General features: G+C 60.5%; 17 protein-coding genes. 6 read left to right on the top strand and 11 right to left on the bottom strand.

What is annotated here, in order from left to right; genetic code table 11:
* Nucleotides 1–91: 91 nt before the first annotated feature.
* A complete protein-coding gene (pgl, locus tag HPT27_RS10695) occupies nucleotides 92–808 on the bottom strand; it encodes a 6-phosphogluconolactonase (protein WP_172242907.1) in 717 nt (238 codons plus the stop codon).
* Nucleotides 808–2,265 carry a glucose-6-phosphate dehydrogenase gene (gene zwf, locus HPT27_RS10690; RefSeq protein ID WP_172242904.1) on the bottom strand — a complete coding sequence of 486 codons (1,458 nt, stop codon included), beginning with the start codon at nucleotides 2,263–2,265 and terminating at the stop codon, nucleotides 808–810. The genes pgl and zwf overlap by 1 nt, the downstream gene beginning before the upstream one ends.
* Nucleotides 2,266–2,577: 312 nt before the next feature.
* Here zwf and edd point away from each other — a divergent pair, with 312 nt between their 5' ends.
* The 3 genes from edd to pgi all read left to right on the top strand — a co-directional run bounded on the left by edd (nucleotide 2,578) and on the right by pgi (nucleotide 6,940).
* Entirely contained in the window at nucleotides 2,578–4,386 is a 1,809-nt protein-coding gene (gene edd / locus HPT27_RS10685; protein WP_211198035.1) for a phosphogluconate dehydratase, read from the top strand.
* A gap of 124 nt (nucleotides 4,387–4,510) precedes the next feature.
* The gene (locus tag HPT27_RS10680) at nucleotides 4,511–5,140 is read left to right on the top strand and encodes a bifunctional 4-hydroxy-2-oxoglutarate aldolase/2-dehydro-3-deoxy-phosphogluconate aldolase (protein ID WP_172242898.1); all 630 of its coding nucleotides are present in this window, start codon (nucleotides 4,511–4,513) and stop codon (nucleotides 5,138–5,140) included.
* Between the two features lie 144 nt (nucleotides 5,141–5,284).
* Nucleotides 5,285–6,940: a glucose-6-phosphate isomerase gene (gene pgi / locus HPT27_RS10675; RefSeq protein ID WP_172242895.1), complete on the top strand. Its 1,656-nt coding sequence runs from the start codon at nucleotides 5,285–5,287 to the stop codon at nucleotides 6,938–6,940.
* Nucleotides 6,941–7,058: 118 nt separating this feature from the next.
* On the opposite strand, the gene HPT27_RS10670 is transcribed toward pgi, so the two are convergent.
* Complete coding sequence (locus HPT27_RS10670; RefSeq protein WP_172242892.1) at nucleotides 7,059–8,480, bottom strand: sigma 54-interacting transcriptional regulator; 1,422 nt, start codon at nucleotides 8,478–8,480, stop codon at nucleotides 7,059–7,061.
* Nucleotides 8,481–8,591: 111 nt separating this feature from the next.
* Nucleotides 8,592–9,524 (bottom strand): isocitrate lyase/PEP mutase family protein, encoded by a 933-nt coding sequence (locus tag HPT27_RS10665; protein ID WP_211197929.1) that lies wholly within the window; start codon nucleotides 9,522–9,524, stop codon nucleotides 8,592–8,594.
* 160 nt (nucleotides 9,525–9,684) lie between these two features.
* On the opposite strand from HPT27_RS10665, the gene HPT27_RS10660 reads away from it, so the two are divergent.
* From HPT27_RS10660 to HPT27_RS10650, 3 genes are all read left to right on the top strand, one after another.
* Nucleotides 9,685–9,903: a hypothetical protein gene (locus tag HPT27_RS10660; RefSeq protein WP_172242889.1), complete on the top strand. Its 219-nt coding sequence runs from the start codon at nucleotides 9,685–9,687 to the stop codon at nucleotides 9,901–9,903.
* 275 nt (nucleotides 9,904–10,178) lie between these two features.
* Entirely contained in the window at nucleotides 10,179–10,493 is a 315-nt protein-coding gene (locus HPT27_RS10655; RefSeq protein ID WP_172242886.1) for a hypothetical protein, read from the top strand.
* Nucleotides 10,481–11,134: an SOS response-associated peptidase gene (locus tag HPT27_RS10650; protein ID WP_172242883.1), complete on the top strand. Its 654-nt coding sequence runs from the start codon at nucleotides 10,481–10,483 to the stop codon at nucleotides 11,132–11,134. Before HPT27_RS10655 ends, HPT27_RS10650 begins: the two co-directional genes overlap by 13 nt.
* Before the next feature lie 3 nt (nucleotides 11,135–11,137).
* Here the strand turns inward: HPT27_RS10650 and HPT27_RS10645 are convergent, their stop codons facing one another.
* The 7 genes from HPT27_RS10645 to HPT27_RS10615 are packed head-to-tail and all read right to left on the bottom strand — an operon-like array spanning nucleotide 11,138 to nucleotide 20,437.
* Nucleotides 11,138–12,985, bottom strand: coding sequence for a hypothetical protein (locus HPT27_RS10645; protein ID WP_172242880.1), 1,848 nt, complete (start codon nucleotides 12,983–12,985; stop codon nucleotides 11,138–11,140).
* A gap of 12 nt (nucleotides 12,986–12,997) precedes the next feature.
* A complete protein-coding gene (locus HPT27_RS10640; RefSeq protein WP_172242877.1) occupies nucleotides 12,998–13,513 on the bottom strand; it encodes a hypothetical protein in 516 nt (171 codons plus the stop codon).
* A complete protein-coding gene (locus HPT27_RS10635; RefSeq protein ID WP_172242874.1) occupies nucleotides 13,510–13,776 on the bottom strand; it encodes a hypothetical protein in 267 nt (88 codons plus the stop codon). The genes HPT27_RS10640 and HPT27_RS10635 overlap by 4 nt, the downstream gene beginning before the upstream one ends.
* Nucleotides 13,773–14,246, bottom strand: a complete 474-nt coding sequence (locus HPT27_RS10630) for a glycoside hydrolase family 108 protein (RefSeq protein ID WP_172242871.1) — start codon at nucleotides 14,244–14,246, stop codon at nucleotides 13,773–13,775. Before HPT27_RS10630 ends, HPT27_RS10635 begins: the two co-directional genes overlap by 4 nt.
* Nucleotides 14,239–14,703: a hypothetical protein gene (locus HPT27_RS10625; RefSeq protein WP_172242868.1), complete on the bottom strand. Its 465-nt coding sequence runs from the start codon at nucleotides 14,701–14,703 to the stop codon at nucleotides 14,239–14,241. The genes HPT27_RS10630 and HPT27_RS10625 overlap by 8 nt, the downstream gene beginning before the upstream one ends.
* 2 nt (nucleotides 14,704–14,705) lie before the next feature.
* Nucleotides 14,706–18,806 carry a hypothetical protein gene (locus HPT27_RS10620; protein WP_172242865.1) on the bottom strand — a complete coding sequence of 1,367 codons (4,101 nt, stop codon included), beginning with the start codon at nucleotides 18,804–18,806 and terminating at the stop codon, nucleotides 14,706–14,708.
* On the bottom strand, nucleotides 18,806–20,437 hold the full coding sequence (locus HPT27_RS10615) for a phage head spike fiber domain-containing protein (RefSeq protein WP_172242862.1): 1,632 nt from the start codon (nucleotides 20,435–20,437) through the stop codon (nucleotides 18,806–18,808). The genes HPT27_RS10620 and HPT27_RS10615 overlap by 1 nt, the downstream gene beginning before the upstream one ends.
* Between the last annotated feature and the right edge of the window lies 1 nt (nucleotide 20,438).

Below are 20,438 nucleotides of genomic sequence, written 5' to 3'. Positions count from 1 at the left end.
CATTGTTCTCTTGTATTCGCGGCTGTGAAAAAAGCCGCGCTGTTTTTTCCTGCCTTGCAATGGCAGCCGTAATTGAAGTTGCCGGTCGGTGCTACTGCGTGCGATACACGTGCACCGGCACCCGGTCCTGATGCAGCACGGCACGCACCGGTAACTCGACCAGTGGCGCGGCGTCCTGACGGGCGCGCTGGAAAACCGGCTGCTTGTTGGCGCCCGGAATCAGCAGTTGAATCAACCGACTGTTGAGCACGGCGGCGCGGGTCAAGGTCAGCCGCGCATGCGGTGCTTTTTTCGGATGCGATACCGCCACCCGTTTTGTGTTGTCGAGTGCCAGCAAACTGCTCAGCTCATCGGCGTCCGGAAACCACGAAGCCGTGTGGCCGTCATCACCCATGCCCAGCACAACCGCATCAAACGGCAATGGCCACTGTTGCAAAGCCTCATCAGCCATTTGAGCCGCTGCCTCGATGCTGATGCCCGGCTGATAGAGTGGCAACCAATGAGCTTGCGCAGCACGCCCCTGCAGCAGGGTTTCACGCACCAAGCGTTCGTTACTGTCGGCGTGATCCGGCGGAACAAAGCGTTCATCCACCAGCGTTATCTGAATGCGACGCCACGGCAGCAACATGGCAGACAGCCGCAGAAATAACGCTTCCGGCGATTTGCCACCGGAGACCGCCAGCATGGCAAGCCCGCGTTGTGCGATTGCCCGTTCAAGCTGCTCGGCCACTTGTTCCGCTGCGGCATCGAACAGCGCATCAGGATGACTGAAGCTGTGCTCGCTCAGCATGGAAGGATCGCGTTGCATCAGCTGATTCCATGCCAGTCGCGACCATCGCGAGTCAGCAAGCGGGTCGCCGCTTCCGGGCCCCAGCTGCCAGCCGGATACATCGCTGGCTGATGCGCGGCACTGGCCCAGGCATCAAGAATGGGCGTGACATAACTCCACGCCGCTTCCTGTTCGTCGCGACGCATGAACAGGGTTTGCCGACCAAGAATCGCTTCACTGAGCAGGCGCTCATAGGCCTCCGGCACGCGCTCGCCGCCGGCGTCGGCCAGGGTCAGGGCAACATCGCGAACCTGCATGCCGGTGCCCGGTTGCTTGCCGAGCCATTGCAGCGTGATGTCTTCTTCCGGCTGCAGACGAATGATGAGTTTGTTCGCTTCCAGTTTCTGACCGGCAAAAATGGAATGCGGCACCTCGCGGAATTGCACGACGATTTCCGAATAGCGCGTCGCCAGACGTTTGCCGGTGCGCAGATAGAACGGCACTTTCGCCCAGCGCCAGTTGTTGATTTCCGCTTTCAGCGCGACAAAGGTTTCGGTCTGGCTGCCCGCCTTGACGCCCGGCTCATCGCGATACCCCGGCAAGGCTTTGCCATTGATCGTGCCAGCGCTGTACTGACCGGCCACGACATTGGCCGCCACCGTGTCACGACTGAGCGGTTTCAGCGAGCGCAACACTTTCAGCTTTTCATCACGCACCGCATCGGCATCGAGACTGGCCGGCGGTTCCATTGCCACCAGACAGAGCAATTGCAGTAGATGGTTTTGCACCATGTCGCGAAGGGCACCGGCGCCGTCATAAAAGCCGGCGCGCGCTTCGACGCCAATCTGCTCGGCAGCGGTGATCTGGATGTGATCAATCGCCTCGGTATTCCACAGCGACTCGAACAAGCGGTTGGCAAAGCGCAGCACCAGCAGGTTCTGCACAGTTTCCTTGCCGAGATAATGATCGATGCGAAAAATCTGGTTCTCGTTGAAACACCGGCCGACCATGTCGTTGATTTGGCAAGACGACGCCAAATCATGGCCCAGCGGCTTTTCCAGCACGACCCGGCTGTTGGCACCGTTCAGCCCGACCGCTTTGAGTTGCTCGCTGATCACGCCAAACCACTGCGGCGCCGTGGCCAGATAGAAAATGCGTTGTCGATCCGGAAACGCGGCCAGCTTCTGTTGCAGTTGCTGATAGCCGGCCGGCTCGGCTGCCGAGATGGCAACGTAATCGAGCCGTTGCAAAAACGTCTGCCACTGCGCCGGGTCGCGTTCGCTGTCCGGAATGAATGGCGCCGCCTGCGCCTCGACCCTGGCAACAAACGCTGCCCGGTCAAGTTGTTCGCGGGCACTGGCGATGATGCGGCCTTCAGCCGCCAAGGTGCCGGCCCGCTGGCGCTGGTATAGCGCCGGCAGCAGCTTGCGCATGGCCAGATCGCCGGTGCCGCCAAAAATCACCAGCTCAAACGGGGGCAGTTCGTCAGTTGCCATCTTTGTCTTCCGCCTCAAATCCGCTGCGCTGCCGTCTTCGGAACGGCAGCTCAATGCACTTATGTAGTGCAATCATGAATTTTATTAGTGCCGAGACTTTGCCGGAAAGGCCGGGGGACCGCAAGCGGCAGCGCAATAAAATTGCCGGTCGAGGGTAGCATTTGCCCGCGTTCAAGGGCAGAATCCAAGCGGATGCCAGCGTCAATATTGGCGCTTGATAGTCGAAAAACATGACGCACTAACATAGTGCAAGTCTGCATAGGTATTCAAAGCAGCAGACTTGCCCCAATTTGGAGAGGCTAGATGGCGACCTTGCACGCCCGTCTGCAGGCGGTCACCGATCGCATCCGCGAACGTTCAGCTGCGACCCGGGCCAGCTATCTGGCTCAGGTTCGCGCCAGTTACGCCCGCCAACCGGTCCGCAACCGTCACGCCTGCGCCAACCTCGCCCACGGTTTTGCCGCCAATCTGCCAGACGAGAAACTGCTGCTGCGCAGTGGCAACAACACGCCGAATATCGCCATCGTCTCGGCCTACAACGACATGCTGTCGGCCCACCAGCCGTTCCACGATTACCCCGCCGTGCTGAAACAGGCGGTCCGTGCTGCCGGAGGCATCGCCCAGTTTGCCGGCGGTGTACCGGCCATGTGCGACGGCATCACCCAGGGCACGCCCGGCATGGAGGTGTCGCTGTTTTCCCGCGATGTGATCGCCATGAGCACCGCGGTGGCAATGAGTCACGCAATGTTCGACGGCATGTTGCTGCTCGGAGTCTGCGACAAAATCGTTCCGGGCCTGGTCATGGGTGCGCTGCAATTCGGCCACCTGCCGGCCATTCTGGTGCCGGCCGGGCCGATGACCACCGGTATTTCCAACAAGGAAAAAGCCAAAGTCCGCCAACTCTATGCCGAAGGCAAAGTCGGTCGGGAAGAATTGCTCGAATCGGAAGCGCGCGCCTATCACGGCGTTGGCACCTGCACGTTTTACGGCACCGCCAACAGCAATCAAATGCTGATGGAGATCATGGGACTGCATCTGCCGGGCAGCGCCTTCATCAATCCGGGTACTGAACTGCGCGCCGCACTGACCGCCGCCGCCGGCAAACGCGTGTGCGAGATCACGGCGCTTGGTACGACCCCGATCGGAGTCGGTGTCATGCTCGACGAGCGCAGTTTCGTCAACGCCATTGTCGGCCTCGTGGCAACTGGCGGTTCCACCAATCACACGCTGCATCTGGTCGCGATGGCGCGCGCCGCCGGCATCATCATCAACTGGGATGACTTCAGCGATCTGTCGGCGGTGGTACCGCTGCTGGCGCGGGTCTATCCCAATGGTGATGCCGACGTAAACCATTTTCATGCCGCTGGCGGTTTGGCGTTTGTCATCCGCGAACTGCTCGACGCTGGTTTGCTGCACGGCGATGTGCAAACCGTCATGGGTGAAGGTCTGCACCACTACACTCGCGAACCGTTTTTGCAGGATGGCCAGCTGATCTGGAAAGACGCTGCAAAAATCAGTCTGGACAGCAATATCGTCCGCACCGTCAGCGCGCCATTTTCAGCAGATGGCGGCTTGAAGCTGTTGCAAGGCAATCTCGGCCGCGCCGTGATCAAGACCTCGGCGGTGCCGGTGGAGCGACACATCGTCGAAGCACCGGCGATGATATTTGACACCCAGGAAGCCGTTGATGCCGCCTTCAAAGCTGGCGCGCTGAATCGCGATGTCGTGGTCGTCGTACGCTTCCAGGGTCCACGCGCCAACGGCATGCCGGAATTGCACAAACTGACACCGCTACTCGGCGTGCTGCAGGACAAGGGCCACCGGGTTGCACTGGTGACCGATGGCCGCATGTCCGGCGCCTCCGGCAAGATTCCAGCCGCGATTCACGTCAGCCCGGAATGTCTGGCCGGTGGTCCGCTGGCAAAACTGCGTGATGGCGATGTCGTACGACTGGATGCCGGCAACCAACAACTTGAAGCGCTGGTCGATGCCACGGAGTGGGCACAGCGGCCGCTTGCCAGCCACACGCCGCAACCGGCGCTCGGTTACGGTCGCGAGTTGTTCCAACTGTTCCGGCAGCATACGTCGGCGGCAGAAATGGGCGCCTCGCCGCTGCTCTGACGGCAGCCGTATCGGAGCCGTTTTCAGCACAACGCGCACAACGATTGATTGGCATTAACGCATCTGCATAACGAATCGCTATTCAGCACCCGACAACACCCGTCGGCAAAGACAGGAAAACAACATGAATGTGACCGAAATTCTCGCCAAAGCCTGGCCGGTGATGCCGGTGATTGTGATCGACGAACCCAAGCACGCCTTGCCGATGGCCGAAGCCCTGCGTGAAGGCGGGGTCACCGTATTGGAAATCACCTTGCGCACCGATGCCGCCTTCACAGCCATCAGCGCGATCGCAAAAGCGCTGCCCGATGTCGTGGTCGGTGCCGGCACAGTATTGACCGGTGAGCAATTGCAGCGGGTCAAGGATGCCGGCGCCGCGTTCGCGGTCAGCCCGGGGTTGACGGAAAAATTGTTGCTGGCAGCCGATCGCATCAAGCTGCCGCTGCTGCCGGGCGCGGTTACCGCCAGTGAAATTCAGCTGGCGCTGGAATACGGACTGCAGACGCTGAAATTTTTCCCGGCTGAAGCAGCCGGTGGCGCGCCGGTCATCAAGGCCTTCCACGGTCCGTTCAGTCAGCTGCGGTTTTGCCCGACCGGCGGCATCAGCACCAGCAACGCTACGCAATATCTGAGTTTGCCTAACGTGGCCTGTGTCGGCGGTTCCTGGCTGACCCCGGCCGCGGAAATGAAAGCCGGGAATTGGTCAGCGCTGACCGCGCTGGCGCGCGCCAGTCGACTATTATCAGCTAGCTGATCGGTTTTCTGTCGTTGCCGGCTCGGCAAACACAAACGGCCGAGTTGGCATCGCAATGGCAATCCAGAACCACTGGCGTGCCGGCCCGTTTACGTTGCCCTGTTTTTTCTTGCTGTATTTTCACTTGCTATGAATGAGGACCGCATGAGCGTGTCGATAGCTGAAACCGTCGTCTGGCGTGCGCTGCAGCGGCATGCGGTCGACATTGCCGCCAGCCACCTGCGCGACCTGCTCGCCGACAGCCATCGCAGCCTGCAAATGGTTGCCGAGCACGATGGCATCGTGCTGGATTACAGCCGCCAGAACGCCAATCTTTCCACCGTGTCGCTGCTGCTTGATCTGGCCCACGCCAGCGATCTGAAAGGCAAGCTGCGCGCCATGGCCGCCGGCGAACCGATCAACCGCAGCGAAAACCGTTCGGTGCTGCACATCGCGCTGCGCGCCAATGCCAGCGATCGCTACACCATCGATGGTCACAACGTGGTGCCGGATGTGCTGGCGGCGCGTGAGCGCATTCGCAAATTCGCCGAAGAAGTCCGGACCGGCAAATGGCTGGGCACCACCGGCAAACCGCTGCGTAACGTGATCGCGGTCGGCATTGGCGGCAGCTACCTCGGCACCAGCTTTGTCGCGGAGGCGCTGCGCACCGAACCGAAATGCGCGGCCGCCGCCGAGCACCGCCGCTTGCGCTTTCTGGCCAATATCGATCCGATCGATCTGGCTCGGGCCACGCACGATCTAAATCCGGAAGAAACGCTGGTGGTGGTTATTTCGAAAACCTTCACCACCACCGAAACCATGCTCAATGCGCGCTCCCTGCGCGATTGGCTGACCAGCGCACTCGGCAGCAATGCCGTTCGTCAGCACATGGTGGCGGTGTCGACCAACCTGCCCGCCGTCGCCGCGTTTGGCATCGATACCGATCATGCGTTTGGTTTTTGGGATTGGGTAGGCGGTCGCTACAGCGTCTGTTCGTCGGTCGGGCTATTGCCGCTGGCACTGCATTTTGGCTGCGAACCGATGCAGCAGTTTCTGGATGGCGCCCGCAGCATCGATCAGCATTTGCTGAGCGCACCGTTTGACCGCAACCTGCCGGTCTTGCTCGGGCTGTTCGGGGTCTGGAATGCCAGCTTTTTGCATCGGCCGGTACGGGCACTGCTGCCCTATTGTCAGGCACTGAAAAAATTCACCCCGCATATCCAGCAGGTCGATATGGAGTCGAACGGCAAGCGGGTCGATATCGAAGGCCGGCCGCTGCAATTTGAAGCCGGTGAATTTGATTTCGGCGAACCCGGCACCAACAGCCAGCACTCGTTCTATCAGCTGATCCATCAAGGCCGGGTCATTCCGGCTGACTTCATCGGCTTCCGGCGCTCACAGCGGCCATACAAACTGGCCGACAACGAACTCGATAACCACGACGAGCTGATGGCCAATTTCTTTGCCCAGCCGGATGCGCTGGCACTGGGCAAGACCGCTGAGCATTTGCGCGCCGAAGGTGTCAACGAAGATCTGATCCCGCACCGCGAATTTCCCGGCAACCGGCCATCGAATGTGCTGCTGCTCGATCAACTTGATGCCTACAGCACCGGGCAATTGCTCGCGCTATACGAGCACCGCACCGCCGTGCAGGGCTTTGTCTGGGGCATCAACAGTTTTGATCAATGGGGTGTGGAGCTCGGCAAGGTGTTGGCAACCGAGTTGCGCGGCCATTTTGGCAAGCGTCGCAAAGGTGAGGCCGCAACGGCCGCGGTGCCGGCATCAACCCAGCGTTTGCTGCAACGCTATTTCGGCAACTAATAGAGCCGGCACGCGCTTTTGCTGCGGTAACGGCTTTCGTTGCGGTAACGTTTTTTGTTTCGGTAACGTTTTTTTGCGGCAAAACAATTCCCGCAACCGGTTCCGTGACGAGGCTCGCTCAGGCGGCCTCGTCGTCGTCACTGTCCTCTATCGACAGTTCGCGCAGTTTGCGAGTCAAGGTATTGCGGCCCCAGCCGAGCAACAGCGCGGCTTCCTGTTTCAGCCCGCCGGTATGTTTCAACGCAGCTTGCAAAAGAATGCGTTCCAGCACCGGCTGGGCGAAATCCAGCAAATCCTTGTGGCCGGCAGCCAGCGCTTGTTCGGCCCAGGATCGCAGCCCTTCTTCCCAACTGCGCGCTTCGTTGGCGATCAGCAGTTCCGGGCGCATTTCCAGCGGCAATTGCTCCGGCGCGATCACGTCTTCCGGCACCATCACGGCCAACCGACGGCAGAGATTTTCCAGTTGCCGGACGTTACCGGGCCAATCGTATTGCTGCAGTATCGGCAACACAGCGGGCGCCAGCTGTTTGCGCGCCACGCCCATTTCGTTTGCCACTTGCGTCAGAAAGTAATTGGCCAGTGCCGGAATGTCCTCGCGCCGATCCTGCAGCCGTGGCAAGTGCACCTGAACCACGGTCAACCGGTGATACAGATCCGGCTGGAACTGGCCGTTGCGCACCAGGGTTTCCAGCGAGTGACGGGTAGCGGCAATGATGCGGACATTGGCTTCGCACACACCATAACCGCCGACCCGGTGGTAGTGACCATCCGCCAGCAATTGCGCCAGACGGATCTGGGCATCCAGCGGCAGATCAGCAACTTCATCCAGAAACAAGGTGCCGCCGTTGGCCTCTTCGATGCGACCCGCGCGCACCAGCTGGCTCTGCCCTTGCACCGTGCGCTCCAGCCCGAACAATTCGACATCGATGGCGGTGCGCGCGATGGCGCTGACATTGACGCTGACCAGCGGCCCCTTGACCGCACTGCTCTCCAGCATGCGCCGTTCGTGCAGCTCCCGGGCAAACAAGCGCTTGCCGGTGCCCTGATCGCCGCGGATCAGCACTGGCACATTAACCTTGCTGAGTTGCTGCAAGGCCCGTTGCAGTTCGTACACCGCCGCGGAATCCCCGATCAGGACGCCGGACATCTCGCGTTCGGTGATCGGGTTTGCCGGCATTGGTTGCTTGCGACGCAGCGCTTGTTGCAGCACGGCCAGCAAGGATTCGGTTTCGCTGCCAAGCGGCAAATACTCAAACGCCCCTTGCTGGAACAGCAACAGCGCGCGATCCATTTGCTCGTCACTTGCCAGCAGGATCACGGTCGGCGCGACATTCTGGCGCAGCCGCTGCAACAGCAGCTTGTCGACCGACGAATCGGCCGCCAGCGCACCGATCACAACGGCGGGCACGCCATCATTCAGCGCGGCCAGGCATTCGGTCCAATTGCGATAGCTGTGAACGTCGCGGGTCAAAGCTTTGCAGCCAGCCAGCAACCGGGCTTCGAGCTCACTGCCTACCAAAATCAATCGCGGTTCCGTCATGCCCGGCTTCTCCCGTGAGCCGTTATGTTGCTGCCATCTTGTTCGGGTCGACTGGCGTTTGTCCAGCACCAATCCGTCAGTGACGCAACGCACCGATGTTGCCGCTGCGCACTATCTAGCGAGCGGCGCTGTGCTTGGCTGTAAACGGCGCAGCGTAGCGTCATACTCCGGAAAACCGACAATCGCCTGCAAGTCGGTGAACGCCAGCAACTCGCACGGATGCTGCTCGCCTTGCAAGGCGAGCAGTGCGTTCTGCATGGCACGCGCGGCGGCTGACAGCAAGGTCAATGGATACGCGGCAATCTTGAAGCCGAGCGCCGCCAGAACACTCGGTGGCAGCACTGGCGTATCGCCCTGCTCGACCAGATTCGCCATTTTATGGCCCGGCACATCGCGGGCAATGATCTGCAGTTCCTGCTCGTTGCAGGGCGCCTCGACAAACAGGACATCGGCGCCCATTTCAGCAAAGCGCTGTGCGCGGGCAATCGCTTCGCCGAGGCCGCGACTGGCGCGGGCGTCAGTGCGGGCGATGATCAGCAAATCCTGACCGTGTGCACGCAGTTGTTCGCGCGCATCCAATGCGGCAGCGAGCCGCTCGAATGCCGCGTCACGTTCAACCACTTCCTTGCCACGGGTGTGGCCACAGCGCTTCGGCGCCACTTGATCTTCGATCATCAGGCCAGCGAATCCGGCGGCGGCATAGCCGAGCACCGTGCGCTGCACATTGACGGCATTGCCGTAACCGGTATCGGCATCGCCAATCACCGGCAGCTGTACCGCCTGACAAATCTGCCGCCCCTGATCCAGCATTTCGCCGTAGGAAATCAGTCCGGTATCAGGCAATGCCAGCCGACTGGCCGAGACGGCAAAGCCGCTCATGAAGGTCAGCGGAAAACCAGCTTGTTCAACCAGGCGTGCCGAAAAGGCATCGAAACAACAGGGCATCCGCAGCAAACCCGGCGCCGCCAGGGCTTGCCGCAGTTGGCTCACGGCCGAGGTTCGGGGTTGCAACGTGCGCGGTTGCAGCATTCGGGCTTGCGACATGAGCGGTCCTGTTGGTGGCAAGGATTCAGGACCGAATGATGGCGTCCGGCCGGGCCGGTATCAAATTCTCCCGACAGCGTCGGGATGCGGTACGACCTAAAGTGGCGCCATCCCGATACGGTGGCGGCCGTCGCCGCACCGGCCGCAGCGAGCACACGCCATGAACGAACGCAGCAACTGGCACAGCCTTATAGAGAAACTGCCGCCGGAGTACATTCCGGTCGAGATCCAGACCCGTGATGGCATCCGCCGGGCCCGGTTCGACCCGCTTGAATGGCACGATGGCTGGCTGCTGCAGGACTGCCCCGCCGGGGCCGCCGCCCGCTGCCGCTGGGCAGATGGCCGGCAATGGCGGCCGCTGAACGGACTGCCTGGGTAAATTGCAGACAAGAAAAAAGCCGCTAGTTAGCGGCTTTTTTCTTCAATTGGTAGGCGCAATTGGACTCGAACCAACGACCCCCACCATGTCAAAAGGTCGCCGTTATAGCGCTATGATGTTGATGCCAAAGGCAAAACAGGCCATATTCGCACCTCAGCAAACGCGCAAATCGCGCATAATGAAATCAAACACTTAACAGATCGTTTTGCAGGCGCCAATCTTGCGCCTGCGCATTGGTGACCATGGACGCCCCAACCACTCAGCTGGAGGCTCAAATGGCCGAAAAATATACCGCCTGGTTTTGGCGGGCACGCTGCCAATACGGCAAGCGTCAGATGTACACCACCCGGCATCGAATGGATGAGCAGAACGCGATTGAGTACTTCGCGAGAGAAGGCATCACCGAGTATTCAAAGGTTGAGACATCAGCAAGGGTGATGACCAGGCTTTCGTCAGGCGACGCGGCGGAACACTTCAGAAACATCCGCCCGGGCGATGCCGATTACATCCAAGAAGACGACCAGCAACCGAGACACCTGCGATGTGTGGACGAGTCTATAGCGGCGACGACGCCGCCATGCAGCGAATGATCGAGCTGGGCGCCAGCAACAATTACAACCCCCTCGCCAATGCTGATCCGGAGCGATTCAACGTCGCGCCGTCTGGTCAGCTACCGGTGCTGCACCTCGATGGTGATGGGAACCGGCGCATGAGCAACATGCGCTGGGGCATGACACCGTTCTGGGCCTCAGCGGAAAAACCTTCCCCGCCCATGTCCAACGCCCGATCGGAAACGGTGTGGGAAAAAGCCATGTTCAAACGCTCAATGAAAGACCGACGTTGCTTGATTTTGGTGAAGGGATTTTATGAATGGATTCGGGACGGGAAGACAAAGAAGCCGTGGTTTATCAGGCTGAAGGATGATGAGGTGATGATGCAGGGAGGCATCTGGCAGGTAGGTCATGACGGGCAGTTTGAGTGCTGCACGATAACGACAGGCCCGAACAGCTTCATGGAACCAATCCATGATCGGATGCCTGTCATCATCCCGAAAGACAGCGTTGAAACTTGGCTGCGAAGCACGGATCAAGCTGAACTCAATGCCTTGATGCTGCCGTGCCCATCTGACTGGATGGAGGGTTGGCCGGTTAGCCAATTTGTGAACAACGCGCGGAACGAAGGCCAGCACTGTATCGATCGCTTGCCCGAAACGAACGAGCTGCGTTTGTGACGTTCAGTGCGCAACTAAAGCCGTTGGGTTGAGGCTCATCGGCCCAATGTATTCCTTGCCCCACACTACCCCGGTGATGAACACAGTTCGGTCGACGGTGTTGCGGGTCTTGCCTCCGTGGAACCAGTTGAACCAGAGATCGCGGATGCCGAGTTCGCGGGCCGGGCGGATGTAGCCCTCGCGGTAGGTGCGGGTGTAGATGGGTGCGGTGCGCATGACCATGTTGGTCATTTCCAGCGCGAGGCGGCCATCCACCCAGACCTTCACGGCGCCGTCAGCCAGATAGCCTGGAGCGGTTGGCAGCAGCGTGTTGAGGTCGACCATCATTTCAATTTCGTACCATTGGCCCGGCCACATCACCCCGCCCAAGCCGCCCTGCTGCCCCAGCATGTGCGGCTTTTTGCCGTCGCCGTAGCGGTGGCCAATCGGGTTGTGCAGGCCGAAGTCATAGGTGTGCACGCCGAGCGTGGTGGCGCCGCCGGTCGGTGGGCCGAGCTCAGGATTGCGATCGGACCATGACAGCCGCATCTGCCAACCGTAGCCGCCTCCGGATGTGCCGCTGACACCACCATCGGTGGTTTCGTGGCTCGGCGTGATGCCGAACTTGCCGCCCATGTCGGTCCAGACCGGAGTGCTGGTCGGGCCCTGTTTGACTTCAAACCGGTTTTTGAAACTGTTGTCGAGCGGCGTGCCCCAGCGGACGTAGTAACGCACGAAGACCCGATCGAGCCGGCCGAACTCCGGCTCCGGCATGTAGATTTTGGCGATGCTGGCCGTGGTGCCGGAGTAGCCAACAACCGACCCGGTTTTGGCGTCGGTAGCCGGCATCGACACCCGCATGGCACCGAGCCCGGGCGCCAACGGCTCGAAGCCCTCCCCCTTGTACTGCGAATCGACCAGCTGATACTGGTTGCCGGCAGCAACCCATTTGCCGAGATCCCGGTGCGGCAGCTTGGTGTAGTCATGCTCGCCGCGGCCCCAGATGTACGGGTCATAGTCACGTTCGGCATAGATGTTCAGGCCAGAACTGGAAATGAATTCCGCTCGAGCAGAACCATCAAGATACCGGTGCGCGCCGATCACGCCAGGCTGCGCGGTGATGCCCTCATCGAGCGGCCCGGCGCTGCGTGCCACACCGAATTCCACCGGGTTGGTGTTGACCGGCGGATCCAGCAAATTGCCGGCGATCGTGGCCTTGCCGGATGGATGCGAGGTGACTGTGATCAGCAGCGTAGCGCTGATGATGTCTTTGCTGGGTTTCTCGAACTCGAGCACGGCCGGCAGCGTGTGCGTCGGGCTGTTGGAAACCACGTAGCTGGTGCTGGTGGTCATGCGAGTGGAATACAGGCAGGCCAGCGCGCCGGCCGTGCCGTCGGCATACACCACGTTGATCACCGGTGCGGCGGAATTTTTTGCGCCAGCAATGCTGCGCGTGCTGCCGCTGGCTTTGAGGATCAGCGCGTTCCATTTGCCGGTGGCGCGCACCGCCTTGACCAGCTCGGTCACATCCACCGAGTAACGGTTTGCTGCGGTGAGGCCGCTGACCGCGTTTGCCGGCCACGTCAGCCAGGCAGCCGAGCCCTGTGCCACACCCGCGCGATCGATCCAGTCACCGCCGACGTGCTTCCACATCCAGCCAGAACTGCGATCCACGTGCGTGGCGGTGGCGCCGTATTCGCGCCAGTCGAACGGCGCGCCGCCGAATTGGCTGGGCGTGTAATCGGTTGGGATAGGCTGGAACAGCTGCTCGGTTTCGTACTCATGTTTTGCCGGATCTGCCGCGCTGGCGCTGGTGTAAGCGCAGGCGCACAGAGCCATCAGCAAAACGCTGATGCGTGCAAAGACTTTCATGGATTGACTCCGTTACCTCTCAACAGGTGTTGAGCAGAGCGAGGTGATTTTTTGCTGCTCGCGGATCCACTGCTGCAGCTTGATCACTTGTTCGCGGGTGGTGTTGCAGGTGGTGTAGTTTTCGACGACGGTGGTGGTAGCGGTTTGAGCGGGGACGGCAGCTGCATCAGCTCGCTCGGCGGGGTCGGGAACGGTACCCGCGGCGGCGGCGTCGTGCAGCCACCGGAAGCCAGCAGGCAAATCAGGAGTATCAAGCGGAACATAAACAGGTACCTCTTTGATGATTGCTTTGCCGGTCTCGCGGATATATCGCACCCGGTCGACGTACTGGATAACGATGCGCTCGGTCACCTGCCCTTGCTTCACGATCACCTTCGCCGCCGCAATGGTCTCGGTCGACAGCGTCCGATCCCAATGGTCCTGCACAGCGGCGGAGCCCTTGACGTAGCCGAATGCGACACAGCCGGCAGCCATCGAAGCGATCGCTGCCAGTCGCCACGGCCAGGGCACCGCCGCGAGCAGGTTCATTCGCTCGGCTCCGCCGGCGTTGCGGCTGACTTGCCGCCCTTGGTCAGCATCAGCGTCTTGTCATACACCGCATGGCCAGTCGCAAAGCCGAGATAGATAATCCACAGCGCTTCGTTGTAGCCGGTTTGCAGGTTGTGGTAGACAAAGAAAATCGCTGCCAGAAAATGTGCTGTGACCGCCGCCAGTCGGCTCAGCGAGACACTGCCGTCACGGCTGGAACAAACCAGCTCGCCGACAAAGCGTTGTAACAATCGCGTGATCATGCTGCCGCCTCCCCTGCCAAAACAAACAACCGCTTGAGCCAGCCGCGACCGTATTTGTCGAAGTGGCGCGTTCCCATGTAACGCATCGAGCGCTCCGCCAGGTACAGCGCCGGCAACTCAGCGCGGCGGTTGCTGGCGGCAGCCAGCGTGGCTTGTCCGAGCCTGCCGTCTTGCGCGATGCCGAGCGCCTTTTGCAGCAGCTTGATGGCGGCATCCACGCCCTGATTCACGGCGGCATCAAACACCAGCAGGTTCATCGGTTTGGGCAGCAGATCGCATTTGCAGGCGTCCCAGTAATCGCGCCGGTAAATCTCTTTGGCTTGCGCGACGGTCAGATTCTTGATGTCGATTTCCGGATAGCTGCTCTTGCTGATGCCAAACTTGGTTTCACCGCCCGGATCGTCCAGATCATTCACGTAGCCACCTTCGGCCGTCACCACCACAGCAAACGCATGCTCAAAATCACTCATGGGCCGGTTCCTCTTCGGTGACGACTTCGGCCGGTACCAGTGCGGGCGGCTGGTATTTCACAAACCGCGCCTTCACCTGGTTGGCGGCCAGCCACAGCAGCGCTTGTTTGGCGTGGCTCAGCATCAGCTCTTCCACCCATTCCTCGATCAGTTCGGGCGGTGACTTGGGCGCGTCGGTGCCTTGACTGGCGATGGACTTTTCCACCATGCCCTGCAGCTGGTTGGTGTGCCGGCTCGCCGGCGCGATCAGATAGCCGAGCGCGTCATCTGGCAGCGCTTTGCCATCGGCACCGCACACCGACGCCGAGATCTCCAGCACGATGCAGTTGCGCGCCGCCTGCGGATCGCTGGCCGCATCGATCGGCACCTCCAGCACGCGCACCTTCACAAAATTTTGGCCGTCGGTGTACACCGTGTCGGACGGGTTCACGTCCGGCAGATTCAGGACTTTTTCCATGTTCAGGGCTTCTGGTTGACGTTGTGCGTGAGGATGTAACGGTCAGGCTGATCGCCGGCCGCGTACGTGAGTTGGTCGGCATGAACACGCGCCACCATTTGCAAACCGGCTGGGCGTAGCGCGATCACCGGTTCCCAGCGGAACACGCCGGCATCCAGCACCGGCACCTCGCGGCCAAGGCACTCCGGAGAGCGAATGACCTCGCCGCCTTTGAGCGTGATCGGTGTGCTGGTGCTAATGGTCAGCTTGATGCCGGAAACCGTTTCCAGCTCGAGGCAATCGGCGGTAGCAAAATCCACCGAGCGGATCGGCCAGACCACGGTGCCGTCATCGGTGTCGTTCAACACCCACAAGTCTTTACCGGCCCGCGCCAGCGCAGCGCGCCACGGTTTGCCGCCGGCGACATCCGGCAACAACGCCGTCACTGCCACGCAGTAATCACCACCACCCGAGCCGCCACCGGTACCGCCGCCACCGTCTGCAGGCGTGGTGATGCTGCCGACAAAAACACGATCGGCATTCTGCGAAGGCGCCTTGTAGTCGGTGCTGGCCACATAGGTCACCGCGCCGCCCTGCAGATCTGAGTCAGTGCAGTAAACAAAGTACTTGGTGCTGAACGAGAGCCCGGTGATCGAGCCCGAGTTGTAACTGATGGACCCGACATCCGTTTCCAATGTCCACGCCGGAATGGTGATCGTGGCCGTGCTGCCCACATCTGCCGCGCTGATCCCGGTACCGCCCTTCGCTGCCTGCGTACCCGGAGCATGAAACGCGCGCAGAAAACGTTGGTTGAGTGGCTTCCCGGTGTTGCCGATGCGCTGGATCACCGTTTCCAACGCGGTGCTGTCACCGCTGTTGCGAGCCAGGTGCGTGGTGTATCGGTTGGTGACGTTGGTGGCGAGGTTGGCGCCGAGCGTGGCGTTGTCCTCCGGACGGTTTGCGCCGCCCACGTCTGCCCAATTGTTGGAGGTCATCGGGCCAAACCGGACCGCAGTGATCAGGCCAAGCGGACTGCTGAACGATGAATCCATGAACAGCGTTTGATCCGCTGCTGCGGTCACGGAGAAAATCACCGCGCCGTTCTTCAACCAGCGGACCTTGACGCCATCGTAGGTGACGGCGAGCACATCGCCGGCAACATAGGTGCCTTTCTGCCCCTGACTGGTGCCGTTTATGTAGGCGTAAATTGTCCCGTCCGTGCGGCAATACAGGGCGTAATCGATAGAGGCGTAGTTCTGGTCCGTCGACGGGTCGCTGTTGAGTCCGACCATCAGCGCTGCGTTTGCTTGCTGCGGCCGAAACGAGACAAAAGCGCCACCGGTGTAGCTGTCACGCGAATAGCAATCGGAGTCCCATGCCACCGAACCGCCGACTTTCTTAATGGTGTTTCCAGTGGCCACGCATTGCCCGCGAGCGACCAGCGAGATGTCGGTCGTCGCGTTTGCTGCAGCGTCCGCCACGGCATCGATCTGCGGGGTAACATAATCCGGATAGGGCGAAAGCGACGGCGGGATGAAAACAATACGGCATGCACTCAAGCCCACCTGCTCGCCACCCTTCCCCGGGTTGTAGCTGTGGTACTTGAACACGCGGGCATAGTCTTTCGCCTGCAGGTTCGCGCCGATCGGGCGGAAGTTCTTTTGCCGGTGCGCTGGCACAAAGCCGGCGCCGTAATTGAGGGCGCCATAATCCGCGATGAACCGGCCCGGCAAAATCGGCACGGTTGCGAGTGCGCCATCGAGCGTCCAGAGCAGACAGCCAGGTGCGCCACCACCGGAGCTGCTGGCCTGAAACTGCCAGTTCGGCACGTTCTGGAAATTCACAATGCCGCCAGCATTACCTGCCGCGCCACTGATATTGACTTTGCCTGCAGCGCCGAGACCACCACCGCGCGAGGTGATCATCAAGCCGGCACCGCCGGCCACACCGACACCACCGGCCGCACTGGCGTCGTCATACAGTGCGCCGGCATTCGCGCTGCCGGTGCCGCGCAAATCCTTCGGCATGCCCTTCAGCACGCCGCCAGCGTTGTCCAAACCAAACATCGGCAGCGCGGCGACTTTGCCGGCAACCTTCGGGCCGGGGAAACTATCCACCTCGATTGCCGGCCGCCAATCCGCGCGCAAGGCGCCGCCAGACTCGGTCGGTCCGATGAAGCCCGATTGCCCGGCGGCCATGCCGCCACCGATGCCGCGAATCTCACCCTCGATTTGCAGATGGCCGCGCACACGCAGCCAAACATTGCCGGTGATGTTCAGGATCACCGACGACGGGATTGTCAGATCCCCGAGGTAATAGAAAATCGAACCGGTGGCGGTGATATCGGCGCCGCCGTTGATGCCGGCGGTCGGCGCGCTGGTCATAACCCCGCCACTGATCACACAACCGCTCAGCGCGGTCAGCGCGGTGCCTTGGCTGTTGTACCAGGCATCGGGCAGCTCCACGGCGTTGCCGCTCAGCAAATCCGCCAACGGGGTCGCCGCGAAGGTGGAACCAAACATCTCGGCCTGCACTTTGCCGGTGTCTTGGTCGATGCTGGCCCCGATGATCATCATGGCGCGGTCGAGGCTGTCCAGCCCCAAGTGATCCGGGATGTGGCTCACTTTGACCCGGTGCACGTCGCCGACTTCAATGGTGTCGTATGCCGGCATCAACGATAGCTTGGTGTTGATCGGCGGGCCGGCATACATGTCGCGCAGCCAGTTGATGCAAGACCGGGTGACGGTACGCGTGTGACGGGAGGCGTGCAGCGTTTGGAAACTCAGTTCCTTGGTTTGCTCCTTTTTCCATTTGTCGATGCTGGGCTGGTCGATTACCTCATCGTTGCGCCAATACTTCGGCTTGTCGGTCAGATTCAAATACGACCAATTGAGCACATAGCGGTTGTAGATTTCCGCCAGGTTGTAGCTGATGTCATCGATCTTGGTCAGGCAGCGCTCATCGAACGTGCTGATGGTGGCGGCATCTGACAGCACGCGCGTCATGCGCCGCAACCCGAGCTGCCCTTTGCTGTTGACCGGCATGAACGCGCCCATCGGCAACAGCACCTGCGTTTCAAGCCACGCTTTGCCTTCGGTTTTCTCGGCGCCGTCAATGCGCAAAACGAGACCAGTATCGTCCGCAGGGTTGTACCAGTCCGTGATGTGGCCATCGGCGTTGTTGAAGTCGGTCAACACCATGAAGCTTTCGGCGATGTCGAGGCGCCAACGGCTTGGCAAGGTGTACAGCGATGCGTCCGCACCGCCCTGCCCTAACATGCGACCGGTGGCGATGGCGTAAGCAAATTTCGGCGCCGGCAGTTCCAAGTAGATGAACTCGATCACTTCCGGGCCGTTATCCGCGCCCGGTGAGCCATCGATGATGTGGTCAAGTTCACGGGTGCCAAACAGGCCGCGGCCGGTGATGGTGAACGTGGTACTGGTCTTGGCGGTGGCTCGGCAAATCTCTTTGCCGGCATCGCTGCTGATTGTCACGTAAATCACTTTCAGCGGCGCGGCCAGTGTGCCAGGCGCATCGGTGAAGCTAGGGCCATGCGGACAGAACTCAAACTCAGCGGTCTGATATACCGTCAGCGTGGTGGCGCCTTTCATGAAATTGCTGGCCAGCCGCGTTTTGGCCGGGTTGAAAATCTCCGGACGCAGATTGCGCTGCACATCCTGACACTGGATTTTGTAACGGCCGCCGTCAGTCTTGACGTCTTTGGCAATTTCCTGCGTTTGGAACAAACCAAAGTCGGTCAGAAAGTCCGGTGCAACGACACCAACCTTGCGCGCCTGATAAACCCTCACAGTGCGGCCATTGATGCCACGGCCCGCACTGGCCTGCGCCCGGAACAGGTCGGTCACATAACGGTTCTTGTCTACCAGCTCAAAGTTGATTTCACCGATCTCGGCACGCGCCGCGATCATGTTCAGCTTTTGGCTGAACGCACTCAGACCCTTGACGCTGTTATAGACAACCGTGCCGGGGATGTTCTTGATGTCCGCGTGCGAGGTGAAATAGAACCGGTTGCTGGCGTCGAATTCGATCTCGACCACCAGCCGCAGCTGATGTCGCTCGCTGGCGGCTGCGTCGAGGTAGGTTTGCGGCAGATCCGTACGCATCAGGCGGCCCAGCCTTGCAGCTCGGCATTGCTGTAAGCACGTGCATCGATCAGCACGCGCGAAATGTAACAGGTGGCAGGACTAACGCCGCCGCCCTTGTGCCCCAGATGCAACTGTGAAATGAGTGGCATGACGCCAGCAGAGTCGAGAGCCGGTGAGGCGCCGTTTTCACTGAGCGCAAAACGGCCAGCCTTCGCAGTGTAGGCGGCGCGGTGGCGCCCAGTAGTGGCGATAGTACGCGACAGCGATGCCTGCGAAGTTCCCGCGTAGGTAGTAATCGCCGCAAGGTTGGTCGTAGAGCGATACAGCAGGTGCCGATCTGAATCGGACCCGTCATTGAGCTCAACTAGTCGGCCAGAAAGTGGAAGCGGATAGCTGTCGAGCAAATCGAAGACGGCGCCAATCGTGATTTCAGTGGCATTGCCCAGCCAGTCAGGCAGATCGGTGAGCGTGATCACGTCAGCGCCGCGTGTTGCCGTAGCGGCTCCGGTAACGACCGGTGGCGACACCATTTCGCCAGCAGTCAACTGCCCATGATGCATAGTCGCGGATTGCGTGCCGGCAACCCTGTCCGGGTAGACATAAACGCGCCGGCTATTGCCAGACACCCCGGTTCCAGTCACTGCGCAAAGCCAAACAGGTGCGCTGCCATTTGGCCCTGCATTGCGAATCTTCCACATCCGGACAGTGCCAGTACCGCTGTACAGCGCGGCTACGCCAGTCGTGCAATCAAATTCCCCCATGACGACGTGCGCCAAGGTCGTGACGTTGTAAATAGCGACTCCGACTTTGTTGCTGGTCTCGACAATTGCATAGTAGGTCTCTGCAGACCCGGTGAAAGTGCCGATATTCTGCGTGATGTTCGCGGAGGTGCTTGACGGAGTGAGCGTCCGCGCAACGCCACCCTCGATTATCGATGTCGCAGCGCTTTTTGAGGTGCTGGATGTTGGCCAAGCTCCGTTTGATATGTCAGACGAATAGAGCAAATTGTTGGTTACAGACCCGCCGAACCACGGCCCCATCTCACGCGCATTGATAGCGTCATAGTGGCTGCTGGAAACGTTGGCGGAATACTTATGGTAGATACCATCATCGCGCAGCGCGTACAGATCGCCGGTGCGGGTATAGGTAAAGCCCAATGCCGCCAGAATATCGGCGTTGGCCTTGGTCAGATCAAAGTCAAAGTAGAAGTTCTCCGCGAGCAGCGGCGAGTCACACTGGCGGACCTTGAACGAGAATTCGAAATAGCCGGGCTTTTTCCAGCGCTTCGGCTTGACGTTACGGTCTACCAGCTGGACGGTGACCGGGCGCACCACTACCGGCGTGCCATCGGCGTTCAGACTGTCGGCGTAAAAGTCCCAGGTGAATTCCTGGCCGTCGCCAACACTAGCCAGAAACTCATGGAACACATCGAAGGTGCTACCAGTCATCGGCTCAGTGGTGATCTGCCACTCACCATCATCACGCAAATGGACAAACTGTGAGGCGCCGCCGCCGATCGCGCGGTGTTCTTCGCTGTCAAATTCGATGCTCGGCTCATAGTCCTTGAGCTTGAACGCAATGCTGTACTGCACGCCCGGCATGTGGCCCGGCGCGATACGAATGCGGGAGGTGTATGTGACGGTCGGCATG

It is taken from the genome of Permianibacter fluminis (assembly GCF_013179735.1).
Classification (GTDB): domain Bacteria; phylum Pseudomonadota; class Gammaproteobacteria; order Enterobacterales; family Permianibacteraceae; genus Permianibacter; species Permianibacter fluminis.
This window is presented reverse-complemented; position numbering and strand designations above follow the sequence as displayed.

Excerpts from the sequence above, each read along its gene's own strand:
- HPT27_RS10625 (WP_172242868.1), bottom strand. The coding sequence starts at position 14,703 with ATGGAAAAAGTCCTGAATCTGCCGGACGTGAACCCGTCCGACACGGTG.
- HPT27_RS10680 (WP_172242898.1), top strand. The coding sequence starts at position 4,511 with ATGAATGTGACCGAAATTCTCGCCAAAGCCTGGCCGGTGATGCCGGTG.
- HPT27_RS10670 (WP_172242892.1), bottom strand. The coding sequence starts at position 8,480 with ATGACGGAACCGCGATTGATTTTGGTAGGCAGTGAGCTCGAAGCCCGG.
- pgi (WP_172242895.1), top strand. The coding sequence starts at position 5,285 with ATGAGCGTGTCGATAGCTGAAACCGTCGTCTGGCGTGCGCTGCAGCGG.
- HPT27_RS10630 (WP_172242871.1), bottom strand. The coding sequence starts at position 14,246 with ATGAGTGATTTTGAGCATGCGTTTGCTGTGGTGGTGACGGCCGAAGGT.
- pgl (WP_172242907.1), bottom strand. The coding sequence starts at position 808 with ATGCAACGCGATCCTTCCATGCTGAGCGAGCACAGCTTCAGTCATCCT.
- HPT27_RS10620 (WP_172242865.1), bottom strand. The coding sequence starts at position 18,806 with ATGCGTACGGATCTGCCGCAAACCTACCTCGACGCAGCCGCCAGCGAG.
- HPT27_RS10645 (WP_172242880.1), bottom strand. The coding sequence starts at position 12,985 with ATGAAAGTCTTTGCACGCATCAGCGTTTTGCTGATGGCTCTGTGCGCC.
- HPT27_RS10665 (WP_211197929.1), bottom strand. The coding sequence starts at position 9,524 with ATGTCGCAAGCCCGAATGCTGCAACCGCGCACGTTGCAACCCCGAACC.
- zwf (WP_172242904.1), bottom strand. The coding sequence starts at position 2,265 with ATGGCAACTGACGAACTGCCCCCGTTTGAGCTGGTGATTTTTGGCGGC.
- HPT27_RS10635 (WP_172242874.1), bottom strand. The coding sequence starts at position 13,776 with ATGATCACGCGATTGTTACAACGCTTTGTCGGCGAGCTGGTTTGTTCC.
- HPT27_RS10640 (WP_172242877.1), bottom strand. The coding sequence starts at position 13,513 with ATGAACCTGCTCGCGGCGGTGCCCTGGCCGTGGCGACTGGCAGCGATC.
- HPT27_RS10650 (WP_172242883.1), top strand. The coding sequence starts at position 10,481 with ATGCAGCGAATGATCGAGCTGGGCGCCAGCAACAATTACAACCCCCTC.
- HPT27_RS10655 (WP_172242886.1), top strand. The coding sequence starts at position 10,179 with ATGGCCGAAAAATATACCGCCTGGTTTTGGCGGGCACGCTGCCAATAC.
- HPT27_RS10615 (WP_172242862.1), bottom strand. The coding sequence starts at position 20,437 with ATGCCGACCGTCACATACACCTCCCGCATTCGTATCGCGCCGGGCCAC.
- HPT27_RS10660 (WP_172242889.1), top strand. The coding sequence starts at position 9,685 with ATGAACGAACGCAGCAACTGGCACAGCCTTATAGAGAAACTGCCGCCG.